This window comes from Brevibacillus gelatini (assembly GCF_003710935.1).
In the GTDB taxonomy this organism is placed as follows: Bacteria; Bacillota; Bacilli; order Brevibacillales; family Brevibacillaceae; genus Brevibacillus; species Brevibacillus gelatini.
In genome coordinates this window covers 1-15,759 of the sequence record NZ_RHHS01000032.1, presented here as the reverse complement: position 1 = coordinate 15,759, position 15,759 = coordinate 1, and the positions used below count along the sequence as shown (strand labels likewise).

Below are 15,759 nucleotides of genomic sequence, written 5' to 3'. Positions count from 1 at the left end.
TCTCGCTGATTAGAACGTTTCGATAACCCAGTCAATGACAGCAGAGACGGCTTTTTTGCTGGTATAAACCACTTTATCCCAGCCAGCATATTCGCTTCTGAAAAGGACCGTTTCCGTACTTGATGTGCCATCGGCCAGCGCGACCACGCTCATGTCCGTGAACACGGCATCGTAAATGTCATCTTTTTTGTTTTGCTCGCTATACCTGGATTCCAGGGCCAAACCGCCGCTGTCGAGCGTCGTCTCCTGGCTGTCGATCACGACTTTTTTGTCCACGGATACCGTCAAATGCTTTTTGCTGAGCGTAATCTCCAGTTGTCGCGTATGCTGAATATTGATGGGATAGCCAGGGTCTTCTTTTGGCGCTCCTTGCTCAGTCTGCGCTTTGTTGTACACCGTCGCCTTGTCGTAGGCCAGATCTTCCGGCTTCCATTGGATCTCACTCAAAGGGACCTTCGCCAGCTCAACCAGCTTCCCTCCAGCCTGCTTCTCTTCCAACTTTACCTCATTGTTTTCCAAAAGCAAGCGAATGAAGGAATCTTTTTTGCGATCGTAGCGCAAGTAGATGGCCTGTCTGCCGACGACATTGCCTTCCAGCTTGGTGATGACACGCAAATCCGGATACTTCTCGCTGTCGCGCAAATACAGCATGCCGCTTCCGCCGGGCGGGGATGTCAGCACGATGCTGTTCTCCCGGAATTCCTCCGCACCGCCCATGCGCTCCCATTTTGCCGCATGCTGCTCGTCGCCCAGCACGAATTTGACCTTTTGCTTGGTATCCTTCTGGATTTTCATCAGCAGATGGTTCGTATACCAGTAAGGAGCAGCCTGTACGCGGGTCAGGTTGTACAGATTGTCCTCGCTCGTATTGTAGGCATTCCCTTCCCTGTTGAAATGCATCGCAAAAAGTTGCCGGATATTGGCGTCATTCACATCGGAGACGAGCCGGTTCATCCCCTGATAGAGCGTGTTGGCGTGCATAATCATGTACACCTGGGGAACAAAGCCGAGCTGCTCCGTGTAAATGTCTTTCATCAGCCGGTAGTCTTGCGTGATCCGCGCTTCCATCTGCGTGCGGTCTTCTACCGGGATCATGTTGCTGTCGCGCAGAAAGTCCATCAAATAATGATTGTAATACTCGATATTGGTTTTGACGGAAAGCTCGTTTTCATCCTTGATCCCGATAAACTGACCATCCCGATCAAAAATGTTGATGTACGTCAAACGGTAGCCGTTCGACCCCAACTCCCAAAAGCCATTTTTCTGCATGCCCAGCAAGTCTTTCGGCTGCAAAAACTTGTTGTCGCTGTTGCCCATTTTGTTGGCGTACGTCAACGCGGTTGCTTTGTAATTGTACTTTTCCAGTAGCGGCTGGGCGAACAAATGCGAATCGTTTCGTCCATCCTCAAAGGCCAAAAACAACGCTTTTTCCGGCAACGGCCGCTTTTTTTGGTAAAAGTCGAGGATGTCCTGCTGCGAGATCGTGACGTATCCTTGCTTGCGCAGTGCTTGCAGATGCTCATCCAGAAGCTCCTTGTCAATCAGCTTGGGCGTGCCGCTGCGCCCTACCCCAAAGTAAGACAAGGCGATGAAGCCTTTTTCGTTGTGCCATTGTGAGCGGTCCGGTTGCTCGTATTGCTGTGTATCGAATGCGCCTTGATACACCAAGATTCCTACGAACAGCAAAATCACGAGCTGCCAGACGGTCCGAATCTTTTTTTTGCGATCCTTTTTGCGATAATCCAGGACGGGATTTTGTTTCGCTTTCATCCTCATTCACCACCCTTCCTCACGAAATTGGCCAGAGTTGGCAAATCTGTTCCGCCTGAACCGTCAAAAAGGCAACGTAAAGCCTTTTTTATTTTTCTTTTGCTTGCGCGCTTCTTTTTTCAGTCTTTCCTCCACGTCTTGCGGCGTCTCGCGCGTCCCCCAGGTCGATTTCCAAAACGTCACCCAGGCGACAGGCATCTGCCAGAGCAGGACAAATTCGTAGAACAGACAAAAAATAAATCCGAATACCCACAGCTTGCTCCTGCGATACAGCAGGTGCGCCAGACTCATCAGCATCGCCATCAGCAGCAGTCCCATCAAAAATGTCCCTGGAAACACATGGTGCACCAGCGGAACATAGCACAGGTTGTACAAGACAATGACGGGCGCCGCGATGGGCACGATCAATCCAATGTAAAAAAACAATGCCATAAACGGCTCTTTTTTCCAGATGAATGTACTCGCTCTCAGCGATTCCCGCAGCCACGAACGCTTCCAACGCATCTGCTGCTTCAAAAACACACTCATTTTCGACGGCACAATCGTCGAGCAAATGGCCGAGTCCTGATAGGAGGTCCGATGTGTTTGCAAAATGAAGTTGGTCATGCTCCGATCATCGCCAAACGTCGCCGGCTGCCCGAGAAATTTCTGATTGAGCCAGGCTTCGGCATGCTTCAACACCAAATCCTTGCGGTAGCAAGACAGCGGTCCCGACAGGCAGGTCACACTGTCAAACCACGCTTCTGCCGCTTTCATGATCCGAAAGGCAATATAGTAACGAACTGTTTGCAGCTTCGTAATCGAGTTTGTATACTTGTTTTCCACGTCGGTGCGCCCGGCGACGCCCCCCATTTTCGGGTCCTGAAATGGCTGCACCAGATGGCGGATCGCATCCGGTTCCAGGAAGCTGTCGGAGTCGACAAATACGACGAGGTCATGCTTGGCCATCTCCACGCCCTTCACCAGGGCGACACGCTTTCCGCCGTTTTCGGGAAGCACATGCATGCGTACCCGCTCTTTCGTCTTGAAGCGCTCGGCTTCGTTGTGGATCATCTGGATGACCTTCTCGATCTGCTCAGCCGATCTGTCTGTGGAGCGGTCATCCACGACGATGACTTCCAGCTTGTCAATCGGGTAGTTTTGATTCACGCAGCTCAGGATCGTCCGGTGAATCCATTTCTCCTCGTTGAAGCATGGAATAATAATCGACACGCCCGGCGTGTAGTCCGGGTTGATCGGTACATCCCGATAAAGCGCCCCGAACAAATAGCGGGTGAGCAAAAAGGCAGCCGCGATCAGGCTGTACAAGTACAACAGGATGTTGTACTTGAAGTAGATGATGCTCTCGGTCCGCATGAGCATGATGAACAGTGTCGAAACGAGCAGCATGGCGCTCGACGTGTAAACCGCGTACCCCCATCTTTTCTTTTGCAGGTACTGCGTAAGCGGCCTGGCAAACTCAAACGCCAGCATGAACTTCTCCTGTCCATCCTCTTCCCGCGTAAAGCTCCTGACTGCACGCGCCTCCAACCTTACCTTCGATTCAAACCCTTCCGGCATCGTCCCCGGCGGAATGTCGCAATGAATCACCACTTTTTTCCCTACAAACAGCCGCTGTGCCGCTGCAGGGCCGAACTCGACAAGCAAGCCGGTGGTGGAAATATCCACAGCCCGTCCCTTGACCGCAGTCTTTTTCTGGTTCTTGCGGGCATAGACGATGACTTCAAAATTGGCCATGTACCGCAAGCTCAACATCCGCATATTGTCCAAATAGGCACTGTCTGTATAAACGGCATCTGCGGCCTGGCCGCGGCGATCCACCTGTGTACGAACATGCTCCGGATCAGGTACGTGTTTCAAAAGCCGCCGATCTGATCGGGAAACCGTCAGTACTTCCTCCTGCTCCTGTTCCTGCTTCTTTTTTCTCTTTATAAAAAACACGGTTGCCCCCACCTTCTCTTACAAGCTCCAGTAGTGGTACCCTCTGTTCTCAAAATCGACCTTGTTGTAGATTCCTTTGATGTCAACCATCATTTTCGTCTGGCCGCTGCCAAACATGGCCGCAAAATCTTCGACGCCAAGCGCGGCAAAGGCTGCGTGCGGAACCGCGACGACCACCACGTCCAAATCTTTGAGTGCTTCCGGTTCGGAAAGCTCGATCCGATACTCCTTGTACGCCTGCTCCGGATCGACCAATGGATCGACGATGAGCGTGGTCATCCCGTACTCTTGCAACTCGCTGATGACGTCCATCACTTTTGTATTGCGAATGTCCGAGCAGTTTTCCTTGTACGCCAGGCCCATGATGCCGATGCGGACGCTGCTTGTGTCCAGCTTTAGCCTGACGACGGACTTGACGATCTGCTCCGCAATGTACTTGCCCATCCCGTCGTTGATATGGCGGCCAGCCAAAATAATTTTTGAGCGATACCCGCTGTCCTCCGCCTTGTACGTCAAATAATAAGGATCGATGCCGATGCAATGCCCACCGACGAGGCCAGGCGTGAACTTGAGGAAGTTCCACTTCGTGCCGGCTGCCTGCAGCACTGCCTTCGTGTCGATGCCCATTTTGTGAAACAGCATGGCCAGCTCGTTCATGAACGCGATGTTGATGTCGCGCTGCGCGTTTTCGATCACTTTTGCCGCTTCCGCCACCTTGATGCTTTCCGCCCGATAAACGCCCGCTTCTACCGCCAGCCCGTAGACGCGCGCGACCGTGTCCAACGTTTCCTCGTCGATGCCGGAGACGATTTTAACGATCGTTTCAAAGCGATGCACATCATCCCCCGGGTTGATGCGCTCAGGCGAATAGCCCACCTTGAAATCCGTGCCGCACTGCATCCCGGACTCGCTCTCCAGCAGCGGAATGCATATTTCTTCGGTCACGCCTGGGTAGACCGTCGATTCAAAGACGACCACAGAGCCTTTTGGCATCTGTCTTGCCACAGTCCGGGTAGCCGCCCGTACATATTGCAAATCCGGCACGTTGCCGCTTTTGATCGGCGTGGGAACCGCAACGATGAAAAACCGCGCTTCCCGCAGTCTCGTCTCATCCGCTGTAAAGTCGATCTCACTGGCTTCTTGACATGCTTCCCCGATAAACTCGTCGGGAAAAATCCCCTGCTGGTAGTTCTTCACCTTTTGCGCATTGACATCAAAACCGATCACGGAAGCTTTTTTCGCCAGGGCAGCCGCAACAGGCAAACCTACATACCCCAGTCCGACGACGGCGATTTTTTCCTCCCTGTTTACAATCGCTTCAAAAAGATTCATGGTGTCTCTTCCTCTCCATTTGTCGATTATGGACCGAACATTTCTGTCATTTTCACAAAGCTGTAGCCTTTGCTTCGCAGCTTTTCAATGATGATCGGCAATGCTTCCACCGTATGGGTATCATCCAGCATGTGCAGTAAAATGACGCTTCCGCTGCGGGCTTGCTCCAGTGTAGCATTGACAATTTCCTCGGCCGTCCGCGTGCGAATATAATCGGAAGGATCGACGTCAAAGTTCGCAATCGTGTGGTAGCCTGTCGCACTGATCGTTTTCAACGTGTTTTCATCAAAAACCCCGGTAGGCGGCCGGAAGTACATCACTGGCTTTTGCTGGATAGCCTCTGTAATGATCTGATGAGCTTTCACGATCTCTTCCTGCAATTGCGCCTTCGTAATCTTCGTTACCACAGGGTGGGAATACGTATGGTTCCCTACGTCGTGTCCAGCTTCGGCAATCGCCCTGGCAAGGTTCGGGTTTTTCTCCACGCCGTCTGCCCGCAAAAAGAAAGAGGCTTTCACCTTGTACTTGTCCAGGACGTCCAAAATTTTTGTTACCGTATAGTCCGTTCCCCAGTCGTCGAAGGACAAGGCAATCTGGTTTTTTCCTGTCTCGGCCCGCATGACGTATTTATAGGAAGCGTGGCGATCATCCGGGGCGATTTTCGCTGCGTCGAAGCCCGCAATTTGCGGCAGCGGCTTTCTCTCCTGCCCGCCTGCGATCAATTCCTGCAACGTGACGAATCGGTATCCGACGTCACTGGCTGCTCGGGCAAGCAGAGAAACATTCTCATTTAACTGCTTGTTTTCTTGCGTATCCAGCGCAATGATGCCGCCACGGTTGATGTATTTGCGGACGTACCGCATTTTTTGCGCTTCCGTCTCATTTTCCCAGTTGTGCAAAAACAGGCTGGACGATACGACCGCTTCCTGCCCCGACTGGGCTGCCGCGAAAAGGACGTCGTCCGAGTACGTGCCTGTTTTCGTTCTGACGTAGCGCACGCTTTTGCCTGTCGCTTTTTCAATGACATCCCGGCTCAGCTTGATTTCCGAGCTGATTTGCTCGTAGGAAAGTGTGGTCAAATCGAGCTGGTTCAACGTATTGTTCTCGATCTCATGGCCGCGTGCGGCGATTTCCTTTGCCAGATCCGGCTCTTCCGCGACACGCATGCCGGGCAAAAAGAAAGTAGCCTTTAGATGATGCTTGTCCAGTTCATCCAAAAGCTTCTTCATCGTCTCGCTATCTGCCATTCCATTGAAGGTGAGGGACAGTTCCCGTCTGGTTGTGTACACGAACGGAATGGCTTTGCTCTTGTCTGTCGTGGAGCGAATGATGTCTGAGGCAACGTTGGATTTTTGCGAAAAGTACCCGACTTTTTGTTGTTTGCTGGAATCAGGAACACAACCAGTCAACAAAACAACCCCGATCATCATCGATACCACGGCAAACCAGAAATGGATTCCTTTATCGACTGCACTCGCCTGCATTTGCATACTCCTTTTCTCCCAGTCTCTCATAGGAACTTATACCTAGTCTGTCATCATTCATTCTAATCGTTTTAGCAGCGGGTGACTATTGGCAAATGGAGAAAAAGTATTTGTTCAGTCGGGAATCAAATCTGCCATTTTGACAAAGGTGTAGCCTTTTGCCTTCAAGCGTTCAATCACCGTCGGCAAAGCCTCGACCGTATGTATGTCATCCAGAATATGCAGCAGGATGATGCTTCCATTCCTCGTCTGCTCCATGACGCCGTTCACAATATCTTCAGCGCTATTCCTACTGTCCCAGTCCAGCGTCGTCACATCGTACATGGCGATGTCCCTGTATCCGGCTGCTGCGATGACTTTTGCCGCCTCCTCGTTTATCACGCCAGTCGGGGGACGAAACAGCATGACAGGCTGTTGCTGAATCGCTTCGGTAATCACGCGGTGCGCTTTGACCAGGTCTTGTTGCAGCTCTTCGGGGGTCAGCTTCGTGATAACCTGGTGGCTATAGCTGTGGTTCGCCACGTCATGTCCACCTTCCACCATGGCTCGCGCCAGATTGGGATTGGCCTCCACCCCTTTTGCCCGCAGGAAAAAGGTCGCGACTACATCGTGCTGTTCCAAAATATCGAGCACTTTCGTAACGGTCTTGTCCGTTCCCCAATCGTCGAACGTAAGGGCAATTTTCGGTTCGTTTGTCTCCAGCCGATTGATGAAGCGATAGGCGGCATTTTTGGTATCGGGATTGATTTTGGCCGCATCATAGCCCGGTATTTGTTCCAGCGGCTTTCTCTCTCCGCCATTTGCCACAAGCTGCCCAAGGGGAACGAGCTTGTACCCGATATCCTTTGCGGCTTGGGCAATGTAAGCGATGGAGTTGACGACTTCGGGATTGATGTCGGTATTCATGGAGATAATGCCGCCTCTGGTCATGAACCTTGCCACATACTCTCCAATCGTCTTCGCATCTTTCATGTCGCGATCTTTCGGATTAATGTTATAGCTGACAACCCCCTTCATTCCGAGCGCAGCGGCAGCCAAACGCACTTCATCCGTAACATCGCCCGATTTTGTGCGAACATAGCGTGGTGTGACACCTGTCTGCTTTTGGATCACCTCGTTGCCAAGCTGAATTTCCTTGTAGATTTGCTCGTAGCCAAGCTTGGTCACATCCAGTTGACTCAACGTGTTGTTTTCAATTTCGTGCCCTCTGTTGAGAATCTCCAAAGCAATGTCTGGCTCTTCCGCCACTCTCATCCCTGGGAGAAAAAAGGTCGCCTTGATCTGGTACTTGTCCAGTTCATCGAGAAGACGCTTCATCGTGACGACATCTCCCATCCCGTTAAAGGTCAGGGACAGCTCTTTTCGCCCCGTGTAAACGAACGGAATCACTTTGCTTTTTTCCCCTGTATAGTGGGGGATGGTTTGAGCGGCATCCTGATTCGAAGTTTTCCCGACCGTCTCCTGACTGCCTCCCCAAATCTGACATCCGACAAGCAATGAGCTTGCGACCAGAAGTGCGCCCCATGGAATCCACCGTTGCTTGTGTCCAATTCGTGTAGTTGTCATCAGGTTTTCTTTCTCCTTGTCTGCAAAAGCATTTGGCATATAGCTTTGTATAGGTAAAAATACCCATTCGATCCATTCGCAAACCTCTGTTAATATGTGTCCTTTTTCCCATGCATTGCCTTTTAACATTTTACATGACCCGATTTTAATAGAGAAGTCCTATTTTGCCATAAGAGCCTCATCATTAATTAAAACCGACTCCGGCCGCGCATTCCAAAAGTCACCTGCAAAAAGGACGATCCGACTGGACCGCCCTTCCTTTCGCCTGCTTTGCCTTTTGACAAGATTTGCTTGCCTGCGTCCCGCAACGAACTTCGCTGTGAGACGTATGAATAAGTAGAGAAAGAAAACACCGCTACAGGACACGACGCGCTGACACAAAACGCTTCTCCCAGGACGTGCCTTTAAATCCCGTAAAGGTCACACCCGGCTTTCCGTAGGTATGTAGTAGTTTGTTGTTGCCAGCGTAAATGGCCACATGGGTAATCCGTTTGGATGTGGTCGTGGTGCTCGCCTTGAAAAAGACCAGATCGCCTTTTTTCAGGTTGGCTTTGGACACAACCGTTCCTTTTTTCGCCTGATCGCGCGACGTTCGCGGCAGGTTTTTGCCTACGGCCACACGAAAAACGCGCTGGGTGAAAGAAGAGCAGTCAAAAACAGCTGTCGTATTTTTGCTTGCACCGAATTTATAGGGGGTACCCAAATATTTTTTCCCGGTGGCAATGACCTTGTCCGCTTTTGCTTGCGACCAGGCCGCATGCGCCACATGTTGCTCGCCTGGCATAGGCAGGGCGATTGCCGTTACGCCCAATGTCAAGCCCATTACAATTCCGATGAGGGTTTTTCGCAGTTTCATGTTGTTCATCCTCCCTTTTGACAGAAACTGCTTCTACGAAATCATTTCGGTAGAAGCTTACTTTATGCAAAGTTTGGCTGACCTCTCACTTGTTCTCTACTTTACCAAAGCTTCTGTCCAGAGAAATTACCAAAAACTTGCCAAAAACCTCAACCGCAAATGGATAGGATTACCGCTTGACGCGCTCAAGCCTGATATAATGGGCATTCCGCAAATTTTCAGTTTATTTTCCTTCCAAGAAGTTCCTCTCGTCGCGACCAATTATATCCAGTGCGATATGCCCTTTCCCCGCATCACATGCGACTTATGACCTACTCTCTTTTGCAAAAAGTTCCTTTTCCCGTGCATTTTCCGGGGGAAGATACTGGATTCTCTCTTCTCTCGCTTCTCTATGCTTGCAACATGAAGGGAGTCAGCGTAAAGTAGAAAAGAGTTCGTTTTGAAGGAGGCACATATGCGACTGCGTAACATTCCAGGTGCCGAAGCGGCCCTGCGAGAATATCCGACGTTTGTAGACAATCCCCTTTCCTATAAAGGAAGCTGGAAGGAACGCTTCGGAAATGACAATCCGATCCACGTGGAGATCGGCTGTGGAAAGGGACGTTTCATTAATACACTGGCACAGCGCCACCCTGAAATTAATTTCATTGCTGTCGAACTGAAAGCAGAGGTTGTGCTGCGCGCCCTGCAGCGGACAGAGTACAAGCCGATTCCCAATCTGGCCTTTGTCCAGTTTGACGCTTCCAAGCTGACGGAGCTGTTTGCCGATCACGAGATTGCCCGCATCTATCTGAACTTCAGCGATCCGTGGCCAAAGACTCGCCACGCCAAGCGCCGCCTCACCCATCCCAGCTTCCTGAAAAGCTATCGTCAGGTGCTTGCCGAGGACGGGGAAATTCATATGAAGACAGACAACGAAAAGCTCTTTGAGTTTTCCCTCAACCAGTTTGCGGCCGAGCGCTTCCAAATGCGCAACATCACGTTTGACCTGCATCAGTCCAAGCTCGCAGAGGAAAACGTCATGACGGAGTACGAAGAGCGCTTCTCTTCCCGCGGCCAACGAATCTATCGGGTAGAGGCAAGCTGCATCATCAAATAGAAGAACAAGGCCTTTTGGACAAGGCACATGCCTCCACGTGAACACGCTTGCGGATTCGTTCGTGCTTACGTGGAGTTTTTTCGACCCTTTCGCAAAGGATTGAGATCAACAGATGAATAGCTACGATGAAGCCTTTCATGAATGGAACACCAACCTGTTATTCACCCGGTTGCGCATGACCTCGCTGTTTCTGCTCATGTGCTATCCTTTTTTTCTGTACGTCGATCTGGTCTTGCTCAAAGACGTCGGCGATCCGCTCTTTTGCTATACGTTGACCGGTATCCACACTGCCGGCTTTCTTCTCTCCATCGTCTTCCTGTTGATTTACAAAAGAGTTCGCCAGCAGGACACGTTCATGCGCTCCATTTGGCCGACATTTCTCGTCCTTGTGTACATCGCTTGTTATATCGGCGGGGGTGCCCTGTCTTCCCTGAACAGCCATCGGCTCACGGGCAATATCGACTCCTACGTCATTATTCTCATCGGAGTCGCGGCCATTTTCCCGCTTCGCCCCCAACACTTCGCGTCCATCATCATTCCTTGTCACGCGTTGTTTCTTTATTTCCTGACGCTTGTCACCGAAAATGATTTCACGCTGCATTCCAAGCAGGTCAATACGACCCTGACCGTGTGCATCTCGTTTTTTATCCTGCTCACGTTTTACTCCTATAAAAAGAAAGACTTCCTTCATCAATGCAAGCAGAAGGAAGCAAACGAAAATTTGCGCAAGCTGTTCGACATCAACCCGTATCCGCTCATCTTGTCGCGGCTGGACGACGGGCGGATTTTGCTTGCGAACGAACGCGCCCAAAAAGAATGGCCGCTTGCGGCAGAAGGCGGCCCGCAGTATGACACCCGCTACGTCTTTCGCGACGCTGAGGATCGCGCCGCCGTGACCGAGCAACTGCAAAAGACAGGCTGCCTGAAAAACCACGTGCTGCAGCAAATGACCGCGCCCGGCTTCACCCGCTGGGCCATGGTCAACTACGAAACGGTAGAAATCAACCACGTCCGCTGCATCCTGTCCGGCGTCACGGATATTACGGAGTTGAAAAAAGTCGAAGGAGAGCTGGCCAAGCACGCCTCCATCGACCTTTTGACGGGACAGCGAAACAGAAGAAGCGGAATGGAGGCGCTCGCGCAAATGTTCGCCGAGTCCCGAAACAACTGGGTGGAGTGTACGCTCTGTTTTATTGATATTAACAATCTCAAGCAGGTCAACGATCAGTACGGCCATCGGGAAGGAGACGCCTTAATCACGACTGTCTGTAACGTCGTCGCGGCAAAGATCGGGCCAAAAGACATCTTGTTCCGCTATGGCGGGGATGAATTTATCGTGCTGTTTTTCCACAAGTCCACCGAAGCGGCGGAGGCCGTCTGGACTGCCATCTGGCAAGAGCTTTCCGCAATCAACGCCAAAAAGGAAAAGCCGTACCCGATCACGGCAAGCCACGGGATGTTTTATTTTTGCTCCGGCATGGATGTGACGATCGAGGATATGATTGAAGCGGCGGACGCTGCCATGTACAAAGAAAAAACCAGCAGGAAAAAGCAGCTCTCCGACAACAGCGACAGCGCCGGAAGCTCCCTGCCTCTGGTTCACTAAAGACAGCCAGTGTGTGTCTGGCTATTCTTTTGGCTGACTCACCCGTCTGTACACACGTTCCGGCCGCCCGACCACGCCATATGAAAGGTCTGCAACCGCCTCGCCTATGGCGACCAGATACTCCAGATACCGTCGGGCCGTCGAACGGCTGATGCCGGTTTCTTTGCTGACCAGCTCCGTAGTCGCCTCCTGCGTCTGCAAAAGAAAGCCCGCGATTTTGTCCAGCGTAATCTGGTCGATGCCTTTGACGACTCTCGCCTCGGTCGGCTTCTTCGTGCCCGTTCTCGCAATCAGCTCGTCAATCTGCGCCTGGCTGATCTGCTCCCGATCCTGTTTCCACTCCCGCACCTTTTGCCGGAACTCCTGGTAGTTTTGCAGCGTCTGCTGCAAGCGGGCGAAAATCAGCGGCTTGGTGATGAAATCAAACACCCCGTAGCGGATCGCTTCCACGACGGTATCGACCTCCTTGGCCGCTGTCAGCATGATGCAGTCGCACGCGGGAAACTCTTCCTTTATCACCGACAAAAAATCAAGCCCGTCCATATCCGGAAAATAAATGTCCAAAAGCACCAGGTCCGGCTGTAATAGCTCCAACTGGTCCCGCGCCTCCTGCCCATTGGTAGCAATGCCTACAACCTCGTAGCCCTCCACTTTTTCCACAAATCGTCGGTTCACCTCGGCGATTCTGAGGTCGTCCTCGACAATCAGTACCCGTATGTTGTTCCCCGCCATGCTTTTCAACGCTGCTCTCCCTCCTTCATATCTGCGACGTGCGGGCTTCTTTTCGGAAGCGTCACGGTAAAAATCGTTCCGCCCGACGGATTGCCTGTATGCGTAATATTGCCGTGCAGCTTCGCGACTGCCTGTTGCACCAGATGCAGACCGTAGCCGTGATTCGGCTTTGCCTTGGTCGAAAATCCCCGCTCGAATATCCGTTCGGCGTTTTCGCGCGAGATGCCTGGCCCGCGGTCTTCCACCTCGATCAGCAGCACTTCTTCCATATTCAGCAAAAAAATCGTAACCTCCTGCGCAAACGCCCCCGGCGACAAAACGGCGTCCATCGCATTATCGAGCAAATTGCCCAAAATGACAATCAGTTGCGCCCGGTCAATCGCCGCGGGAATGTCGCGGAAGTTGCTGTCCGGGTCGATTTTCAGCTCGATTTTGCGTTCGTTGGCCTGGTTCAGCTTGCCGAGCAAAAGTCCGGCGAGCAGCGGATCAGGCACCTCCTGCAAAATGAACTTCGTATGACTGACATGGGCGTCCAGCTCGGAGGAGATGAACTGGATCGCTTCCTGGTACGACTCCAGTTGAATCAGCCCGGAGATCAGGTGCAGCTTGTTGGAATACTCGTGCGTCTGGGAGCGGAGCGCCTCCGCATATTCTTTTACGCGGGACAGCTCCTGCGTCACGGCAAACAGCTCCGAGCGATGACGAAAGCTGGCGACGGCTCCTGTCACCTGGCTTTTTGCGTCCTTGATCGGCACGCGGTTGACGATCAGCACCTGGTCGTTCACCACTGTCTCGCGGTCAAACTCCGCCTGACCCGTTTCGATCACTTCATCCAGCCCAAGCGAGCGCACCAGCTCGTTCTGCCGTACGAGCAAGCTGCCGCTTCCGCCCTCCTGCCCGAGCATGCGCTGCGCCGTCTGGTTGGCAAGCGTAATCACGCCTGTCTCATTGACCGCGACAATTCCTTCGCGAATCGACTCCAGCACCGCCTGGTTTTCCTGGTACAGCCGACCGATTCGGGCAGGCTCCAGGCCGAAAATCGCTTTTTTGACATTGCGTGCAAGCAGCATCGTGCAGGCGACGCCCAACAGCAGCGTAACGATCCCCACCACGACAATCCGGTCGCGGTACGCTTCGATCCTCTCGTCAATATCTTCCAGAAGGAAGCCGACAGACACGACTCCCATCACTTGCCCTGCGTCATTATAAATCGGCGTCTTTCCCCTCAGCCCCGGTCCGAGCGAGCCGACTGTCTCGGAGATGATCGAGTTTCCCGCGAACACCGCCTCGTTATCGCCGCCCACCATCGGCTTCCCGATTTCGTCCGGATCGGGATGGGAATAGCGAATGCCCTGCAAATTGCCTACGGTAATAAAAGCGGCGTTTGTACTCACGCGAATTTTTTCCGCAATCGGATTGATGATCTTCGCCGGGTCGTCCGTGTAAAACGCCTGCTTGATTTCCTTCATCTCCGCCACCGTTTTTGCCGTGTGCAGCGCCCGCGTGCCGATTTCTTTTTCCAAAGCCTCGCCCAGCATGTGCTCGAACGTCGTGCCGAGAATCACGATGACGCCAAACAAGAGCGAACAGATGATAAGCATCAGCTTGCTGTGAAAGCGCACGTCCCTCCCCCCTCGTCTTCATTTTATCCTAATCATTGTCTAACAGAAAAAAGAGGCCATGCAAACGGCCCCTTTTTATCAAGAACAGACACCTGCGGTTTCTCTTTCCGCTCGCCGACACGCCGAAGCCATCCTGGCAACTTGAGCTTGCCTAGAGCGTCAGCACCCCTGTCAGCAACGCTGCGACGATCATGACAATCGTGGTGCCAAAAGCCCACTTTATCACGGCGCGCTGCGTCTCTGCGTAGTCTACGCCGACCATCCCGATCAGCAAATACTGGGCGGCAAACAGCGGGCTTAGCACATGCACCGGCTGGCCAAGGATGGAGGCGCGGCCGATTTCCACCGGATCGACGCCGTATGCCGCTGCCGCGTTCGCCAAAATCGGCACGACGCCGAAATAATACGCATCATTGGACATGAAGTACGTAAACGGCATGCTGGTCAAAGCAACCAGGACCGGCATGTGCCCCCCGAGTGAATCGGGAATCCAGGAGACAACCGTGTTGGACATCGCATCAATCATTTTCGTCTCGGTCAGGATACCTGTGAAAATTCCTGCGGCGAAAACCATCGAAACGGTAGCAAGAGCATTTCCGGCGTGTGCCGCGAGCCGCTCTTTCTGGTCTCCCATCTTCGGATAGTTCACCAGGAGCGCGATGGCAAAGGCGATCATGAACAAAATCGGGAGCGGCAAAAAGCTTGTAATCAAGCCGAGCATGAGGGCAACCGTCAGCAACAGGTTGAACCAGATCAGGCGCGGACGCTTGATGGAAATAGCGTCGCTGGTCGCCGCCAGCTCGGCGTACGCCTGCGACTGCTGATGATCGTCGCCCAGCTCGATAATCCCCAGCCGCTTCCGCTCCCTTTTCCCCAAAATACAGGCTGCGAAAATCACCCAGGCCAGCCCGGCGGCCATCGCCGGAAGGAGCGGGGTAAACAACTCGGAAGCATCAAGCCCCAACACGCTCATGACTCGTGCCGTCGGTCCGCCCCAAGGCGTCATGTTCATGACACCCAGCGCCAGCATCGGCACTACAGCCAAAACCATCGGCTTGATGCCCAGTCTCCGGTACAACGGCAGCATCGCCGTCACCGTAATCATATACGTCGTCGTGCCGTCTCCGTCCAGCGCCACCAGACTGGCGAGAATCGCCGTCCCGACGACAATTTTCAGCGGATCGCCCTTGACGATTTTCAATATTTTGGAAATTAGTGGATCAAACAGGCCTGCGTCCATCATAATCCCGAAGTACAAAATCGCAAACAAAAGCATGATTCCCGTCGGGGCGATCTGCTTGATTCCGGCAAGCATCATATCGCCAAGCTGGTCCGTGAACCCGCCAAACAAGGCGAAGACAACAGGAATGACAATGAGCGCGACCAGCGCGGACAGTCGCTTCGACATAATCGCATACATGAAGACAGCAATCATTAAAAAGCCAAGCCATGACAGCATACCGATTTCCTCCTTGGAAGAATGCGCTTACAACGTTGTGAACGAATGCGCTTTCATTTTGTGCTGTCATTATAGCAATGTTCGTAAAAGTCCGAATAGAATTTGCGCATAAACAGTTTTACCCGCATTTTTTTCATTAACGTCATAAAATTCACGAGCATCCATGACCGCTTGTTTGCAAACGAAATGAAGGGGCTGTCTCAAACTACCATGGCCTGACAGCCACCACATTGAATGAAAATGTACTTGGCCTGTGAACCTGCTGATTTCATAATAAAATTAGCAGGTCACA

Annotated in this window: 11 protein-coding genes; 2 read left to right on the top strand and 9 right to left on the bottom strand. The window is 52.4% G+C overall.

What is annotated here, in order from left to right:
- Positions 1-9: 9 nt before the first annotated feature.
- The 6 genes from EDM57_RS13580 to EDM57_RS13555 all read right to left on the bottom strand — a co-directional run bounded on the left by EDM57_RS13580 (position 10) and on the right by EDM57_RS13555 (position 8,949).
- The gene (locus tag EDM57_RS13580; protein WP_122905396.1) at positions 10-1,770 is read right to left on the bottom strand and encodes a polysaccharide deacetylase family protein; all 1,761 of its coding nucleotides are present in this window, start codon (positions 1,768-1,770) and stop codon (positions 10-12) included.
- Between the two features lie 63 nt (positions 1,771-1,833).
- Positions 1,834-3,702, bottom strand: a complete 1,869-nt coding sequence (locus EDM57_RS13575; protein ID WP_425455806.1) for a glycosyltransferase family 2 protein — start codon at positions 3,700-3,702, stop codon at positions 1,834-1,836.
- 27 nt (positions 3,703-3,729) lie between these two features.
- Entirely contained in the window at positions 3,730-5,043 is a 1,314-nt protein-coding gene (locus EDM57_RS13570) for a nucleotide sugar dehydrogenase (protein ID WP_122905275.1), read from the bottom strand.
- A 26-nt stretch (positions 5,044-5,069) separates the two neighbouring features.
- Positions 5,070-6,527 (bottom strand): polysaccharide deacetylase family protein, encoded by a 1,458-nt coding sequence (locus EDM57_RS13565; RefSeq protein ID WP_122905395.1) that lies wholly within the window; start codon positions 6,525-6,527, stop codon positions 5,070-5,072.
- A 114-nt stretch (positions 6,528-6,641) separates the two neighbouring features.
- On the bottom strand, positions 6,642-8,093 hold the full coding sequence (locus EDM57_RS13560; protein WP_122905274.1) for a polysaccharide deacetylase family protein: 1,452 nt from the start codon (positions 8,091-8,093) through the stop codon (positions 6,642-6,644).
- Positions 8,094-8,448: 355 nt separating this feature from the next.
- On the bottom strand, positions 8,449-8,949 hold the full coding sequence (locus tag EDM57_RS13555) for a C40 family peptidase (RefSeq protein WP_122905273.1): 501 nt from the start codon (positions 8,947-8,949) through the stop codon (positions 8,449-8,451).
- Positions 8,950-9,403: 454 nt separating this feature from the next.
- Here EDM57_RS13555 and trmB point away from each other — a divergent pair, with 454 nt between their 5' ends.
- On the top strand, positions 9,404-10,048 hold the full coding sequence (trmB, locus tag EDM57_RS13550) for a tRNA (guanosine(46)-N7)-methyltransferase TrmB (RefSeq protein WP_122905272.1): 645 nt from the start codon (positions 9,404-9,406) through the stop codon (positions 10,046-10,048).
- A gap of 112 nt (positions 10,049-10,160) precedes the next feature.
- The gene (locus EDM57_RS23565) at positions 10,161-11,654 is read left to right on the top strand and encodes a sensor domain-containing diguanylate cyclase (RefSeq protein ID WP_211338247.1); all 1,494 of its coding nucleotides are present in this window, start codon (positions 10,161-10,163) and stop codon (positions 11,652-11,654) included.
- Between the two features lie 21 nt (positions 11,655-11,675).
- Here the strand turns inward: EDM57_RS23565 and EDM57_RS13535 are convergent, their stop codons facing one another.
- From EDM57_RS13535 to EDM57_RS13525, 3 genes are all read right to left on the bottom strand, one after another.
- Positions 11,676-12,386, bottom strand: coding sequence for a response regulator (locus EDM57_RS13535; protein WP_122905394.1), 711 nt, complete (start codon positions 12,384-12,386; stop codon positions 11,676-11,678).
- 5 nt (positions 12,387-12,391) lie between these two features.
- The gene (locus EDM57_RS13530; RefSeq protein ID WP_246005805.1) at positions 12,392-14,008 is read right to left on the bottom strand and encodes an ATP-binding protein; all 1,617 of its coding nucleotides are present in this window, start codon (positions 14,006-14,008) and stop codon (positions 12,392-12,394) included.
- Between the two features lie 151 nt (positions 14,009-14,159).
- Positions 14,160-15,467 (bottom strand): CitMHS family transporter, encoded by a 1,308-nt coding sequence (locus EDM57_RS13525; RefSeq protein ID WP_122905270.1) that lies wholly within the window; start codon positions 15,465-15,467, stop codon positions 14,160-14,162.
- Positions 15,468-15,759 lie beyond the last annotated feature (292 nt).

Bases quoted from the DNA above. Each gene is read 5' to 3' on its own strand.
- EDM57_RS13555 (WP_122905273.1), bottom strand. From the start codon at position 8,949: ATGAAACTGCGAAAAACCCTCATCGGAATTGTAATGGGCTTGACATTG.
- EDM57_RS23565 (WP_211338247.1), top strand. From the start codon at position 10,161: ATGAATAGCTACGATGAAGCCTTTCATGAATGGAACACCAACCTGTTA.
- EDM57_RS13570 (WP_122905275.1), bottom strand. From the start codon at position 5,043: ATGAATCTTTTTGAAGCGATTGTAAACAGGGAGGAAAAAATCGCCGTC.
- EDM57_RS13525 (WP_122905270.1), bottom strand. From the start codon at position 15,467: ATGCTGTCATGGCTTGGCTTTTTAATGATTGCTGTCTTCATGTATGCG.
- trmB (WP_122905272.1), top strand. From the start codon at position 9,404: ATGCGACTGCGTAACATTCCAGGTGCCGAAGCGGCCCTGCGAGAATAT.
- EDM57_RS13565 (WP_122905395.1), bottom strand. From the start codon at position 6,527: ATGCAGGCGAGTGCAGTCGATAAAGGAATCCATTTCTGGTTTGCCGTG.
- EDM57_RS13560 (WP_122905274.1), bottom strand. From the start codon at position 8,093: ATGACAACTACACGAATTGGACACAAGCAACGGTGGATTCCATGGGGC.
- EDM57_RS13535 (WP_122905394.1), bottom strand. From the start codon at position 12,386: ATGGCGGGGAACAACATACGGGTACTGATTGTCGAGGACGACCTCAGA.
- EDM57_RS13580 (WP_122905396.1), bottom strand. From the start codon at position 1,770: ATGAAAGCGAAACAAAATCCCGTCCTGGATTATCGCAAAAAGGATCGC.